We start from the raw sequence: 15,210 nt of genomic DNA on the forward strand, positions 1-15,210 counted from the left end.
GAGCCGAAGACAGTACAGGTAGTACGGCGAGGCTCGCCAACACCGTATCATTTCTGTTTGAGGCGACTAAAAAAAGCCCCTCTGATGGAGGGGCTTTTTTAATGGCAGGGGAGGCTCACAGTTCCGGCAGGACGTCTTTGGGCGCGGGCGTTTCGGCGGTGATGTCGAGCGCTGGTGCGTCGTCGCGGATGGTCACGTTCACATGACCGCCGCGTTCGGCCAGCGCGCCGAAGAGCAGTTGTTCGGCCAGCGGCTGTTTGATGTGTTTCTGGATGAGGCGCGCCATGGGTCGTGCGCCCATTTTCGGGTCGTAGCCGTGTTTGGCCAGCCAGTCTTTGGCGCTTTCTTCAAGGCTGATGCTGACGTGTTTGTCTTCGAGCTGTTGTTCGAGTTCGATGATGAATTTGTCGATGACGTGGCGGATGGCGTCAGCGCCAAGCGGGGCGAAGCGGATGATGGCGTCCAGGCGGTTCCTGAATTCGGGGGTGAAGTGGCGTTTGACCGCCGCTTCGGCCTGGGCGTCGCTGCTTTCTTTGTTGTTCGCGGCGGCGAAGCCGATGCGGTTTTTTTCCATTTCGAAGGCACCGACATTGCTGGTGAGGATGATGATGAGGTTGCGGCAGTTGATTTCGCGCCCGGTGGCATCGGTCACCATGCCGTGATCCATGATTTGCAGGAGCAGGTTCATGATGTCGGGGTGGGCTTTTTCGATTTCGTCCAAAAGCAGCACGGCATGCGGGTTTTTCTGGATCTGGTTGGTGAGCAGCCCCGCCTGTTCGTGGCCGACGTAGCCGGGCGGTGCGCCGATGAGGCGGCTGACGGTGTGCGCTTCCATGTATTCGCTCATGTCGAAGCGCAGCAGCTTGATGCCGAGGACGTGCGCGAGCTGGCGGCAGACTTCGGTTTTGCCGACACCGGTCGGGCCGGTGAAGAGGAAGCTGCCGATGGGTTTTTCGTTGTCGCGCAGGCCGGCGCGGCTCAGTTTGATGGCGGCGGCGAGGTGTTCGATGGCTTCGTCCTGGCCGAAGACGACGGTTTTCAGGTCGCGTTCGAGGGTTTTGAGCTGGTTGCGGTCGTCTTTGTTGACGCTTTTTTCCGGGATGCGCGCGACGCTGGCGATGAGTTTTTCGATGACGAGGGCGTCGATGGTGTCGCCGCGTTCGTCTTCGGGGATGAGGTGCTGGCGCGCACCGGCCTCGTCGATGAGGTCGATGGCCTTGTCGGGCAGGCGGCGGTCGTTGATGTAGCGGTCGGAGAGGCGCACGGCGGCCTCTATCGCGTCAAGGCTGTAATGGATGTGGTGGAAGTCTTCGTAGCGCGGCACGAGGCCTTGCAGGATGGCGATGGCGTCGTCAATGGCAGGTTCGGCGATGTCCACTTTCTGGAAGCGGCGGGCGAGGGCGTGGTCTTTTTCGAAGATTTGCCGGTATTCCTTGTCGGTGGTGGCGCCGATGCAGCGCAGTTCGCCGTTGGCCAGCGCCGGTTTGATGAGGTTGGAGGCGTCCATGCTGCTGTTGCTCGCCGAGCCCGCGCCGATGATGGTGTGGATTTCATCGATGAAGAGGATGGCGTCGGGGATGGCGCGCAGTTCTTTCAGCAGCGCCTTGATGCGGTTCTCGAAGTCGCCCCGGTATTTGGTGCCGGCGAGCAGCGAGCCGATATCGAGGCTGTAAATGGTGGCGTTTTTGAGGATGGGCGGCACATCGCCTTCAACGATGGCTTTGGCAAGCCCTTCGGCGATGGCGGTTTTGCCCACGCCCGCTTCGCCGACAAGGATGGGGTTGTTTTTGCGGCGGCGGCAGAGGGTCTGGATGGTGCGCTCGATTTCGCGGCTGCGGCCGATGAGCGGGTCAATGCGGCCTTCCCGGGCGCGCCGGTTGAGGTTGTTGGTGAATTCGCTGAGGGCGGTGCGGCGCGGGGCGTCGCCGCGTTCGTCGTCGCCGCCTTCTTCGCCTTCTTTGACGGGCTGGGCGCCGCCATTGGTGATGTAGTTGACGAGATCAAGGCGCTCGACTTCCTGCTGGCGCAGGAAGTAGGCGGCATAGCTGTCGCGTTCGCTGATGATGGCGACCAGCGCGTTCAGGCAGCTCACTTCCTGCTTGCCGGCATTGCGCGCGTGCAGCACGGCGCGCTGAATCATGCGCTGGAAGGCGGTGGTCGGCTGGGTGACACGACCACCGCTGTCCTGCGGGAATTGCGGGCAGTGCTCGCTGAGGTATTTGTTGAGCTGTTCGCGCAGTCTGGCGAGATCCGCACCGAAAGTGAGCAGGGCATCCACCACGCTGCGTTCGTCGAGAAGCGCGAGCAGCAGGTGTTCGAGGGTGAGAAATTCGTGGTTGGCGCTTTGCGCGCTGTGATAAGCGCGGTCAACGGCTTTTTCGAGTGCGGTGGATAGCATGGGTTTCTCCTCTATTTAATGTGGTCGCAGGATGCACAGCAGCGGGAAATCGTGGCTGCGCGCGTGTTCGATGACCTGGTTGACCTTGCTTTCGGCGATTTCATACGGGTAGATGCCGCAAACGCCGCTGCCTTTTTCGTGTACCTGATACATGATGCGTTCCGCTTCGGGAAAGTCCTTGCGGAAGAAACGCATCAGGACGTCAATGACAAATTCCATCGTGGTGTAGTCGTCGTTCAGGAGGACGACTTCAAACAGGCGGGGTTCGTCGAGCTCGGGGTCGGCGGTCAGGGTGTCGCTGTCGGTGTCAAAATCGTATGGGTTGCTCATGACAATGCTTCGGAAATACTGGCGCGGAAATGGCGGCGGCGGGGCTTTTTTCAAGCCGCTGATGAGGCAAATGGTAAGATAACGCAGCTTAACTTCGCTTCTGAGGCCATTATGTCAGCTTCCGCTATTGCTTTCCAAATCACCCCCGCGCCCGGCGGACACCGCTTCGCCGTGCAGCAGCGCGTACCGGTGGCATCTGCGCGTGAAATCGTTTTCTACCTGCCGATATGGATACCGGGCAGCTACATGCGCCGCGACTTTGCCCGCCTGCTTTCGCGCCTTGCCGTGCGCAACCGCGACGGCAACCTCATCCCGCATACCTTCGAGACCCCCTCGCGCTGGCGCGTACACGTGCCCGAAGGCTGCGACGAACTGCTCATCACTTATAGCATCTACGCGCGCGACATCAGCGTGCGCGGCTGCTATCTCGACCACGAACGCGGCTTCCTCAACCCCTGCGCCGCCTGCCTTGCCGTCGAAGGCATGGAACACCTGCCGCAGCGGCTCAACCTTACCCTCGAAGGCCACCGTGCCGGCTGGCAGATTGCGGGCGCGCAAACCAGCAGCGACGGTGCCTACTGGTTCGACGACTACGACCAGATGATTGACACCCCGCTCATGTTCGCCCACGAACTCACCATCCTCTCCTTTACCGCCGGCGGCGTGCCGCACGACATCGTCATCAGCGGCCGCTGCTGGGATTACGACCACGAACGCCTGCGTCGCGACGTGCAGACCGTCTGCCGCGAAGCCGTCATGCTCTTCGGCGGCCTGCCGCCGATGGCGCGCTACACCTTCCTCCTCCACCTCGGCGACAACATCTACGGCGGCCTCGAACACAGCCGTTCCACCCTGCTCATGAGCTCGCGCGACAGTCTGCCCGAACCGGACAACCGGGGCAGCAACCGCTACATCCAGCTCCTCGGCCTCTTCTCGCACGAATACTTCCACACCTGGAATATCAAGGCGATGCGGCCGCCCGAATACCGCCGTTACGACCTGCAACACGAACAGCCCACCGAAATGCTCTGGCTCTTTGAAGGCTTCACCGCCTTCTTCGACAACTGGCTGCTGGTCAGAAGCGGCGTCATCACCATCCACGCCTACCTCGAACTGCTTGCCCAGGACATCGCCCGCTACCGCCAGCGGCCGGGGCGGCACGTGCAAACGCTCGCCCAGTCCAGCTACGAAGCCTGGACCAAACTCTACAACGGCGGCGAAGACACCGTGAACAGCAGCACCACCTACTACGTCCACGGCGCGCTGGCCGCCTTCTGCCTCGACATCTACCTGCGCGCGCACAGCGAAGACGGCGTCAGCCTGCCGATGGTCATGCACCGCCTCTGGCACGACTACCACCGCAGCGGCGCAGACATCGACGAAGAACACTTCATCCGCATCACCGCCGACCTCCTGCCGGAAGACCTCGAAACCCCGCTGCGCGGCTTCATCCGCCGCCTCATGCACAGCACCGACCCGCTGCCTCTGGACGAAGCCGCCGAATACATCGGCCTCACCATCCACATGCTGCCTGCCGCTAGCAACGGCGACCTCGGCAGCGACGTGCCCACCGCGCAGCGCTACCAGAGCGACCCCGGCATCCGCTGGCAACAGCGCGGCGAATACTGCCGCGTGACCCGTATCGACGACACCAGCCCGGCGGCGCTGGCGGGCATCGCCATGGACGACCAGCTCGTCGCCGTCAACGGCTACCGTGCGGACGAAAGCCAGCTGGCGCGCCACCTGCGCTACGCCGCACCGGGCAACGCCTCCGTGCTGCACATCTTCCGCGACAACGTCCTGCACGCCATCGCCTTCACCCTCGAACCTACCTCGCTTGACACCTGCCTCATCCAGCGCAACAGCGAAACCGATGAAGCGACCCGCATCCGCCAGCGCCACTGGTTCAACCGCAACGAACACAGTTGAGCCGCCGGGCGGGGCAGGAACCCTGCCCCGTGGGGAAGCCGCCGGGACTGTGCAGCGCCAGCGAAAAAAGCGGCAGCAGCAGCAAGAGGAGCTGCCACCCAAACCATCCAGACGAAACCGGAGCCCATCATGACCCAGACCCTCACCCTGCCCACCCCGGACGACCTGCACATCCACCTGCGCGACGGTGCTGCCCTCGCCCGCACCGTGCCGGACGCCGCGCACCAATGCGCCCGTGCCCTCATCATGCCCAACCTCACCCCGGCGGTGGACAGCATCGAGGCCGTCGCCGCCTACCGCGCGCGCATCACCGCCCACATCCCGGCAGGCGCGCACTTCACCCCGCTGATGAGCCTCTACCTCAGCGACGCCCTTACTGTGGACACCATCCGCGCCGCCAAAGCCGCCGGCGTCGTCGCCGTCAAATGGTATCCGAAGGGCGCGACCACCAACTCCGCCCAGGGCGTGGCGGACGCCGCCGCGCTCGACCCCATCCTTGATGCCATCGCGCAAGCGGGGCTGCTGCTGCTCATCCACGGCGAAGTAACGACCGACGGCATTGACATTTTCGACCGCGAAGCCGCCTTCATCGACACCGTGCTCGACCAGCTGCGCGGGCGCCACCCGCAGCTGCGCATCGTCCTCGAACACATCACCACCGCGCACGCCGTCGCCTACATCCGCGCGCAAAAAAACAACCTCGCCGCCACCATCACCGCGCACCACCTGCTTTTCAACCGCAACGCCCTGCTCGTCGGCGGCATCAAGCCGCACTACTACTGCCTGCCCATCCTCAAAACCGAAAACGACCGCCGCGCCCTGCTGGATGCGGTGGCAAGCGGCGACCCGCGCTTCTTCATGGGCACCGATAGCGCCCCGCACGAAAAACACGCCAAAGAAAACGCCTGCGGCTGCGCCGGCTGCTACACCGGCCACGCCACCTTGCCGCTCTACGCCGCCGCCTTCGAGCAGGCGGGCGCGCTCGACAAACTGCCCGCCTTCGCCGCCAGACACGGTGCCGACTACTACGGCCTGCCCTACAACAGCGGCGAAATCATCCTCGAACGCCGCCCGCAAACCTTCCCGGACACCTTGCCCTACGGCGACGGCGAAGTCGTCCCCTTTCTGGCCGGACAAACATGGCCGTGGCGCATCAAAACTGCCTGACACCCATTGCTAACACTCACCGAAACACCATGAAAAACGCAAAAAACTGGCGGACGGAAGACCCCTACCACGCCCGCGAACAACAAAAATACGGCGCAACCCCCCTGCCCAGCCGCGAATACCTCCTCGCCTGGCTCGAAGCACAGGGCACACCGCTCACCTTCGCGCAAATCGCCGCCGCCTTCGCCATGGACGACGACGAAGCCGACCGCCTGCAATACCGCCTGAAAGCCATGCTCGCGGCGGGGCAGCTCATGTGCAACCGGCAGGGGCGCTACGGCGTCACCCGCAAAATGGACCTTGTCGCCGGATTCGTCATCGCCCACCAGGAAGGCTACGGCTTCCTCAGCCCGGAAAGCGGCGAGCCGGACGGCTTCATCCCGCCCAAATACATGGCCGAACTCATGCACGGCGACAAAATCCTTGCCCGCGTCAAACATGAAGACGACAGTGGCCGCAAAGACTACGCGCCGGTGGAAATCCTCGAACGCGCACAAAAACGCATTGTCGGCAAACTCGCCGTACAACATGGCGTTTGGACCCTCGTCCCGGAAAACCGCCGCCTGACCCAGCACATGCTCATACCGGCGGGCGAACTCGGCGGCGGCAAAGCCGGACAAGTCGTCATCGGCGAAATCACCGCCTACCCCTCGCGCTACCGGCAGCCCATCGGCAAAATCATCGCCGTCCTCGGCGAAGCCATGTCAGCCGGCATGGAAACCGACATCGCCATCGAAAACCACAACATCCCCGCCGAATTCCCCGCCGACGTCCTCGCCGAAAGCGAACGCCTGCCCGACGAACTGCAAGCGGAAGACTATGACAACCGCCTCGACCTGCGCCACCTGCCCTTCGTCACTATCGACGGCATCACCGCGCGCGACTTTGACGACGCCGTCTATGCCGAAAAACGCGGCAGCAACTACCGCCTCTACGTCGCCATTGCCGACGTCGCCCACTACGTCCGCCCCGACAGCCCGCTCGACGTAGAAGCCTACAACCGGGGCACCTCCGTGTATTTTCCCGACCGCGTCATCCCGATGCTGCCGGAAAAACTCTCCAACGGCCTCTGCTCGCTCAACCCCGAGGTGGACCGCCTGGCGATGGTCTGCGAAATCACTCTCGCGCCGGACGGCAGCATCAAGCGCAGCGCCTTCCACGACGCCGTCATCCACTCGCATGCGCGCCTCACCTACGAAACCGTCGAAGAAATCCTCTTTGCCGACAACACCCTGCTACGTGACAGCTTCGCCAAACTCGCCCGTCCGCTCGACACCCTGAAAAGCGTGTACCAGATCCTGCACGCTGCCAGAGAAGCGCGCAGCGTCATCGACTTCCACGCCGCCGAGCCCGAATTCATCTACGACAGCGAAGGCAAAATCGAAACCATCAAAACCCGCGAACGCCTCGAATCGCACCGCCTCATCGAAGAATGCATGATTGCGGCAAACATCTGCGCGGCAAAAACCATCGGCAAATACAAAATCCCCGCCCTCTACCGCGTCCACGACGACCCCAGCGAAGAACGCCTCGCCCGCCTCATCGACTTCCTCGGCAAACGCGGCATCCGCTGGCAGGGCGGAGCAGAAAGCGCCACCCCGCAACAATTCTCCGAACTGCTCACCCGCTGCGCCGAACGCCCCGACTACGCCCAAATCGAAACCATGGTACTGCGCAGCATGAGCCAGGCCATCTACGTCCCGGACAACCGTGGCCACTTCGGCCTCGCGCTCGAACACTACGCGCACTTCACCTCGCCCATCCGCCGCTACCCTGACCTGCTCGTACACCGCGCCATCCGCCACCACCTGCACGGCGGCACACGCGACAACTACCCGTACAGCGCCGAAAGCATGGCGGAAAAAGGCAAACACTGCTCCATGACCGAACGCCGTGCCGACGAAGCCACCCGCGACGCCATGGACTTCCTCAAATGCGAATTCATGAGCCACCGCATCGGCGAGCACTACCACGGCCGCATCGCCGCCATCACCAACTTCGGCTTCTTCGTGACGCTCGACGACCTCGGCATCGACGGCCTCGTCCACATCTCGACGCTGACCAACGACTACTACCACTACCACAGCGACACCTACACCCTCGCCGGCGAACGCAGCGGCTACCGCTTCACGCTGATGGACGAAGTCGAAATCCAGGTTGCCAAAGTCGATCTCGAAGACCGCAAAATCGACTTTGAACTCATCGCCCACCGGGGCAAAACCCTCGGCGGCGGCAAAAAACGCGGCAAAACCGCCGCCGCGCCGACGCCCGCCCCGGCAGACAAAACCGCCACAAGCGAAGAAGCGGCAAAAACGGCAAAACCCGCCAAGACGGCGAAAACCACGAAAACTGCAGCGAAAGCGGCAAAACCCGCGAAGACAGCGGCAAAAGCAGAAAAACCCACGAAAGCGGCGAAAACCGCGAAGACAGCGGCGAAAACGGAAAAACCCGCCCAAGCGGCGAAACCCGCGAAGACAGCGGCAAAAGCGGAAAAACCCACGAAAGCGGGAAAACCCGCGAAAACAACAGAGAAGCCCACGAAAGCGGCGAAAACCGCGAAGACAGCGGTAACAACGGAAAAAACCACCAAAGCGGCAAAAACCGCCAAGACAGCGGCAAAAACAGAAAAACCCACGAAAGCGGCGAAACCTGCGAAAACAGCGGCGAAAGCGGCAAAACCCGCCAAAGCCGGGCGGACGAAAAAAACCGCCTGACGGCAAAAACAGGCGGCAACCTGCGCCGACAGCCCGGCGTTTGCAAGGTGGCCGTTGTGAGCGGTTGTCCCCTCCCCCGCTTGCGGGGCATCGGCATTTACCCATCGCGCCGCGAGGAAAATCTTCCTGAAAACAGTTGGTTATCCCCTTCCCCCGCGTGCGCCGGAGGACGAAAGGGGCAAAAGGCGCGCCTGCCTGCCTTGCTTGGCGTGATTCGTCCCGCGGATGAACACCCCCATTCTGTGCCCTGCCCTCCCCCGCATTCGTCCTGCGGATGCCCCGCCCTGCCCTCCCCCACAAGCGGCAGGGGTGGCTTCTCTTTGCCTATTCCAGATTTTCTTACTTAACCCAAATATCAAAATACCTATGCCCCCGCCTGCGGAGCGAACGGCAATACCCCGCCTGCATGGATTTCACCGACGCCCCGCTATACACTGGGCATGGCCAAACCGTAATCCGGGAGAACACCATGCATCACCACACCCTGCGCGGCATCCGTCTGCCGCTCCTGTTCATCGCCGTCCTGCCGCTTGCCGCCCTCGCCCGCCAGCACCGGCTTTACGACGTCGCCGATCACAACTATCCCGTGCCTGCCGCCAACGTCCTCTGGGTCGCGGCGGATGCCGCAGCGGACGGCGACGGCAGCCGCGACAAACCGTACCGCACCATCAAGGCCGCCCTCGACAAGGCGCGCGACGGCACGACCCTCATCCTGAAAAGCGGCATCTACCGCGAGCCGCATTTCTTCATCACCCGCAACCGCATCACCCTGCAAGCCGAGCCGCACGGCGATGTCTGGCTGAAAGGCAGCGACGTCGTCCCTGCCGAACGCTTCGAAAAAGAAGGCGGCCTGTGGAAAGTGACCGGCGATTTCCAGAACTTCTGCCACGTCTGCACCGTCAACGCCAACCCGTCGAAAGAAGGCGTTGCCGCCTATCCCGAACAGGTCTTCATCGATGACCGCCCGCTGACCCAGGTCGGCAGCAAGGCCGAAGTCAAGGCCGGCACCTTCTATGTCGAGGACCAGACCCCGACCACCACCGTCGAACCCGACAACAACCTGAGCGGCTACCGCCTCGGCGCGCAGGACGCCATCACCTACTACCTCGGCAGCGACCCGAACGGGCACAGCGTGGAAATCAGCGAACGCGCCCGCGCTTTCACCGCTACCGGCAAACACCTCACCGTGCGCGGCATCAACATCGCCCACTACGCGCCGCACCAGTCCTGGGGGCTCAAAGGCGACCCACGCCTCGGCGATTTCAGCGGCCCCGTCGCTCTCAGTATCAACGGCGACGACAGCCGCATGGAAGACGGCATCGTCGCGCAGAACAGCAACACCGCCCTTTTCGTGGACAAGGCGCGCCGCGTCCGCCTCAACAACATCCGCGCCATCGACAACGGCGCAACCGCCATCGGCATGAACCGCGCCCACGGCAGCAGCATCGAAAACAGCTACTTCCGCAACAACAACACCGCCGGCAACCTCATGGCCGACTGCGGCGCCTACTGCACCATCGGCCACGCCAAAATCACCCACGCCCGCGACACCGTCTTCCGGGGCAACATTGTGGACGACAGCGGCGACATTGCCTACCGCCCGCCCGGCTACTGGTGCGACGAAGGCTGCATCAACACCAAAATCACCAACAACTTCTTCACCGGCGTCTCCACCGCGATGATGTACGAAGTCTGCGACAGCGGCATCCTCGCCTCCAACATCGTCGAAAACAGCGACAGCGGCATCTACCTCGCCGGTTCCAGCAACAGCCGCATCTACAACAACACCTTCTCGCACGTCTTCAACCCGCTCAACCTCAAAGAAGAACCGCGTACCGGCGGCTGCAACTACTACAAAAACGGCCGCTGCCTGAGCGAAGAACCCTGGTCGAAAGAACAGGGCCTGAGCTGGGACACCACCGGCTTGCAGGTCTATAACAACATCCTCTCCTCGCGCAAAACGGAAGGCAGCGAAACCTACCGCGCCATTCTGGTGCGCACCGAAGGCTACGACGACCCCGACGGCGGCCGCATATACAGCAACGACATGTTCGGCGGCCTGGATTACAACGCCTACTACCGCAGAGGTCTCGCCCGCGAACCCTACCTGATGAACTGGGATCTGGCGGATGTGGCGGGCGCGAACAACCTCCGCTTCATGCGCACGAGCGACATCGCCGCCGCCCGGCAGGTGAACAAAAAAATCAACGGCCTGGAACGGCACGCGCTTGACCTCTTCGGCAGCCCGGCGGACAACCCCTACTTCACCCGTGAAGCGGCGGGCAGCCGGCAAAGCAACTACCGCCTGCGCGCCGACAGCCCCGCCAAAGGCAGCGGCAAGGCCCTGCCGCTCGACATCGCCCGCGCCATCGACCCAAGCGGCAACCAGGTCAAATCCGGCGTGGCGGTAGATCGCGGCGCGCTGCTGAACGCCCTGATGGATGCAGGCGGCGGTGCCGCCGCGCCTGCCCGTGCCGCCGCCGTAACCACGGCGCACAAAGATGCCTCCCCGGCCGCCGCCCGCCGCACGGCAGCGCAAAATGTCACGAGCACAGACGGCGACCATGCCGCCGGCCACGCCACAGCGCTGCCATACAGCCTGAGCGGCAGTGCCGCCGGCGGCACCGGCGGCGGCAGCGCGGGCGGACAGGCGCTCGCCGGCAACGGCGGTACCGACGGCATGACCGCCACTGTTGCCGCCGATACCCGCCACATGCAACGCCTGCCGGACAAGGAACTCCCGCGCTATGACCGCATCCGCCCGTACAGCGAAGGCTTCGCCGCCGTCGAAAAAAACGGTCGCTGGGGCTTCATCGACCAAAAAGGGCGCGAGACCGTCAGGCCGCAGTACCAGGACGTCCTCGCCTACGGCGAAGCCCGCGCGGCGGTGAAAAAAGACGGCCGCTGGGGTTTCATCGACACCAAAGGCAAAGAAACCGTCAAACCGCAGTACGACACCGTCTGGCCGTACAAAGACGGGCGCGCCACCGTGCAGAAAGACGGCGAACGCCGCCTCCTCGACCTCGACGGCCATGCCGTCACCCCATAACCGTCCGGAGCCTGCCATGCAAAACACTATCGACTGGGACAAAGTCAACGGCCTGCTGCCCGTCATCGTGCAGGACGCCGTGCGCGGCACCGTGCTCATGCTCGGCTACATGAACGCCGAGGCGCTGGTCAAAACGCAAAACGAAGGGCGCGTCACCTTCTACTCGCGCAGCAAACAGCGCCTGTGGACCAAAGGCGAAACCTCAGGCCACTACCTCGGCGTCTGCGCGATGAGCCTCGACTGCGACAACGACACCCTGCTCATCCTCGCCGAACCGCAGGGCCCGACCTGCCACACCGGCGCGACGAGCTGCTTTCACGCCTACGACCGCGAACCGCCGCCGGGCTGGCCGTGGTTCGCGCAACTGGCAGACGAACTCGCCGCCCGCCAAAACGCCGACCCGGCCACCTCCTACACCGCCCGCCTGCACGCACGCGGCCTTACAAAAATCGCGCAAAAAGTCGGCGAAGAAGGCGTGGAAACCGCACTGGCGGCGGTTGCCGGCGACGATGACGAACTCAGCGGCGAAATCGCCGACCTGCTCTACCACCTCACCGTGCTGCTGCACGCGCGCAACCTCGACTGGGCGGACGTCCTCGCCCGCCTGCACGAACGGCACCAGGGCATCGGCCTGCACCCCGAAGGTGCCAACAAGGCATGAACCCGCCGCACGGGTGCAGGCAAAAAACGGGGCGGTATCAACCGCCCCGTCTGCATTCCTGCCGCCTTATTCCCACTCGATCGTCGCCGGCGGTTTGCCGCTCACGTCATAGACCACGCGGTTGATGCCGCGCACTTCGTTGATGATGCGATTCGATACTTTGCCGAGCAGCGCATAGGGCAGCTCCGCCCAGTGCGCGGTCATGAAATCGCTGGTGATGACCGCGCGCAGTGCCACGACGTAATCATAGGTGCGGCCATCACCCATCACCCCCACCGATTTCACCGGCAGGAAGACGGCGAAGGCCTGGCTGCTGCGGTCGTACCACGAGGTGCCGTTCTCGTCCGTCGCCGCGCGCAGTTCTTCGATGAAGATGGCATCCGCCCGGCGCAGCAGGTCGGCGTATTCCCGCTTCACTTCGCCGAGGATGCGCACACCGAGGCCGGGGCCGGGGAAGGGGTGGCGATAGACCATTTCGCGCGGCAGGCCGAGGGCGACACCGAGCTCGCGCACTTCGTCCTTAAAGAGGTCGCGCAGCGGTTCGAGCAGGCGCAGGTTCAGCGTTTCCGGCAGGCCGCCGACGTTGTGGTGGCTCTTGATGGCGTGGGCTTTTTTCGTCTTCGCGCCCGCGCTTTCGATTACATCCGGATAAATCGTGCCTTGCGCCAGCCAGCGCGCGTTCTGCCGCTTGCCCGCCTCGCGCTGGAAGACTTCGACAAATGCCGCGCCGATGATTTTCCGCTTCTGTTCCGGATCGGTCACGCCCGCCAGTTTCGCCATGAAATCCGCCGAGGCATCAACGTGGATGACGTTCACGCCGAGGTTGCGCGCGAACATGTCCATCACCGCTTCCGCTTCGCCGAGACGCAGTAGGCCGTGGTCAACAAAAACGCAGGTGAGCTGGTCGCCGATGGCGCGGTGGATCAGCGCGGCGGCAACCGAGGAATCCACGCCGCCGGACAGGCCGAGGATGACTTCGTCGCTGCCGACCTGGGCGCGGATATTGGCAACAGCTTCGTCGATGTAGTTCGGCATCGTCCAGCTGGGGCGCGCGCCGCAGATGTCGAGGACGAAGCGGTCCAGCAGCGCCCGCCCCTGTTTGGTGTGGGTCACTTCGGGGTGGAACTGGATGCCGTAGAAGCGCTTGGCGGCGTGTTCCATCATCGCAATCGGGCAGGATGGCGTGTCGCCGATGACGACGAAGCCGTCGGGCAGCTTGCTCACTTTGTCGCCGTGGCTCATCCATACGTCCAGCGTGTGCGGCGCGCCGTCAAAAATGCCGCCGGTCAGCTCGCTGTCCACCGTTTTTACCTGCGCATAGCCGAACTCGCGCTGGTTGCCGGGTTGCACCGCGCCGCCCAAATGATGCGCCATGAACTGCATGCCGTAGCAGATGCCGAGCACGGGCACGCCCAGGGCAAAAATGCCGGTATCGGCCTGATAGTCGGAGTCATAAACGGAATTGGGGCCGCCGGAGAGGATGATGCCTTTCGGATTGAAAGCTTTGATGTCGGCCAGCGGCATATCGTAAGGGTGCAATTCGCAATAGACATGCGCCTCGCGCACGCGGCGGGCGATGAGCTGCGTGACTTGCGAGCCGAAATCGAGGATAAGGATTTTGTCGTTATTGGGAGTAGTCATAAAAGTTCCTAAATCATAAAAGGTCTGACGATGGCAATTTGTGGCGGATTTTAGCGCGGGTCAGGCCATAACTGTCTGCCAGCAAATCCAGCAGCGTGGCATCAGGCAGCATGTCAAGACGCAGGCTGACCCAGTGTTCCTTGTTCATGTGGTAGGCGGGCAGGACGCCGTCCATGCCGCGCAGCAGGCTGTTCTCCTCGGCGCGGATTTTGACATTGAGGATGGCGACTTCCCCTGCCGTCGCGAGCCCCAATTTGCGCCCCGGCGGGTTCATCAGCACGGCAAACCACTTGCGGTTGTCCGCATGACGGAACACCGCATATTGCGGATAGCGCCGCCACGGGTATTCCGCCGCCACGCCGTAGCGGTTCATGATTTCCTGCAACAATTCATCTTGCCGCATACCGCCTCCGTAAATAAAAACGCCACAGTACCTTAATCAGCCGATACAAAATGGCGGCAGGCAGGATGGCAAAGAAAATCGTCATGGCGCGCGCCATCAACAGGCCGGTGCGCTGTTTAAGCGGGGTAATCCTGTCATCATTGACGCGGTAAACATATTCAAACGGATCAGCGGGGCCGTCATTCCAAAGCGCCGCATAAAAAACATCGCCTTCACGCTGAATAATCACGCGATAAAAACCTTCTTCATGCTGGAAATCGTAGGGCGCCGGGCAGAGGGGTTTCCCCTGCCATTGTTCCTTGTCGGCGAAGCGGATAAAAAACGGATAGTCTTCTTGCAAGACGCAGACGTTGAAAAAAGCATCCGGCGCGCGCCAGGCCGGCACGGCGGCGTAATACATCACAACCCCGCATAACGCCCAGCAGCACAGCCCCAGCGGCACCCGCGCCCAGCGCGGACAGGGATTCTCCAGTCTGTCCTGCCATGCCCATTGTGGCTTTAATTGCCTTAATAACGGTAGAAAAGAACGGGGCGCGCGCAGAATAATGGCATTGCCATCGGTAAAGACCAGTTGCAAATACTCTCGCGGCTGGAAATATCCGGCTGCCCATATTCCAATGACAATACAGATAAGACCGACAAAAGAGAAAGCAATTTCCAGCAAATTGGTTCCGGAGGCGACATAAAAAAACAGGGCGGACAACAACAGGCAACTGAGCGACACAGCCAGAAATAATAAAAATGACCACAAATCTCGCGCTGGATGACCGATAGCGCCAAAACGCATATCGACCAATGCCTCGGTGGGATAACTTTTGCCGCTATCCAGGGTGAATTGCTTGCCGTCAAAGACGGCCATGCCGACCGTCTTATCAATCAAGCGGCGGGGAATGATGATGGGGTAGCGGTGGTGCATGG

At 62.5% G+C, this 15,210-nt stretch carries 10 protein-coding genes; 5 read left to right on the forward strand and 5 right to left on the reverse strand.

Translation table 11 applies throughout. The features are described 5' to 3' along the window. Positions 1–115: 115 nt before the first annotated feature. Entirely contained in the window at positions 116–2,398 is a 2,283-nt protein-coding gene (clpA, locus tag Q0562_RS05175; protein WP_298642000.1) for an ATP-dependent Clp protease ATP-binding subunit ClpA, read from the reverse strand. 15 nt (positions 2,399–2,413) lie between these two features. Then, positions 2,414–2,728, reverse strand: coding sequence for an ATP-dependent Clp protease adapter ClpS (clpS, locus tag Q0562_RS05180; RefSeq protein ID WP_298642003.1), 315 nt, complete (start codon positions 2,726–2,728; stop codon positions 2,414–2,416). 111 nt (positions 2,729–2,839) lie between these two features. Between clpS and Q0562_RS05185 the strand changes: the two genes are divergently transcribed. The 5 genes from Q0562_RS05185 (at position 2,840) to hisIE (ending at position 12,248) form a co-directional block, all read left to right on the forward strand. Next, positions 2,840–4,657 (forward strand): PDZ domain-containing protein, encoded by a 1,818-nt coding sequence (locus Q0562_RS05185; protein WP_298642006.1) that lies wholly within the window; start codon positions 2,840–2,842, stop codon positions 4,655–4,657. Positions 4,658–4,786: 129 nt separating this feature from the next. Further along, entirely contained in the window at positions 4,787–5,824 is a 1,038-nt protein-coding gene (pyrC, locus tag Q0562_RS05190; RefSeq protein WP_298642009.1) for a dihydroorotase, read from the forward strand. A 29-nt stretch (positions 5,825–5,853) separates the two neighbouring features. Beyond that, positions 5,854–8,538 (forward strand): ribonuclease R, encoded by a 2,685-nt coding sequence (gene rnr / locus Q0562_RS05195; protein WP_298642012.1) that lies wholly within the window; start codon positions 5,854–5,856, stop codon positions 8,536–8,538. A gap of 469 nt (positions 8,539–9,007) precedes the next feature. Next, positions 9,008–11,587 (forward strand): WG repeat-containing protein, encoded by a 2,580-nt coding sequence (locus Q0562_RS05200; protein ID WP_298642014.1) that lies wholly within the window; start codon positions 9,008–9,010, stop codon positions 11,585–11,587. Positions 11,588–11,603: 16 nt separating this feature from the next. Continuing rightward, positions 11,604–12,248 carry a bifunctional phosphoribosyl-AMP cyclohydrolase/phosphoribosyl-ATP diphosphatase HisIE gene (gene hisIE / locus Q0562_RS05205; protein WP_298642017.1) on the forward strand — a complete coding sequence of 215 codons (645 nt, stop codon included), beginning with the start codon at positions 11,604–11,606 and terminating at the stop codon, positions 12,246–12,248. 66 nt (positions 12,249–12,314) lie between these two features. Here hisIE and guaA read toward each other — a convergent pair whose 3' ends face one another. The 3 genes from guaA to Q0562_RS05220 are packed head-to-tail and all read right to left on the reverse strand — an operon-like array spanning position 12,315 to position 15,208. Next, positions 12,315–13,889 carry a glutamine-hydrolyzing GMP synthase gene (gene guaA / locus Q0562_RS05210; protein ID WP_298642020.1) on the reverse strand — a complete coding sequence of 525 codons (1,575 nt, stop codon included), beginning with the start codon at positions 13,887–13,889 and terminating at the stop codon, positions 12,315–12,317. Positions 13,890–13,902: 13 nt separating this feature from the next. Further along, positions 13,903–14,292: an MmcQ/YjbR family DNA-binding protein gene (locus tag Q0562_RS05215; protein WP_298642023.1), complete on the reverse strand. Its 390-nt coding sequence runs from the start codon at positions 14,290–14,292 to the stop codon at positions 13,903–13,905. Then, positions 14,279–15,208 (reverse strand): hypothetical protein, encoded by a 930-nt coding sequence (locus Q0562_RS05220; RefSeq protein WP_298642026.1) that lies wholly within the window; start codon positions 15,206–15,208, stop codon positions 14,279–14,281. The genes Q0562_RS05215 and Q0562_RS05220 overlap by 14 nt, the downstream gene beginning before the upstream one ends. Positions 15,209–15,210: the final 2 nt, after the last annotated feature.

The organism is uncultured Cardiobacterium sp. (assembly GCF_938028825.1).
In the GTDB taxonomy this organism is placed as follows: Bacteria; Pseudomonadota; Gammaproteobacteria; order Cardiobacteriales; family Cardiobacteriaceae; genus Cardiobacterium.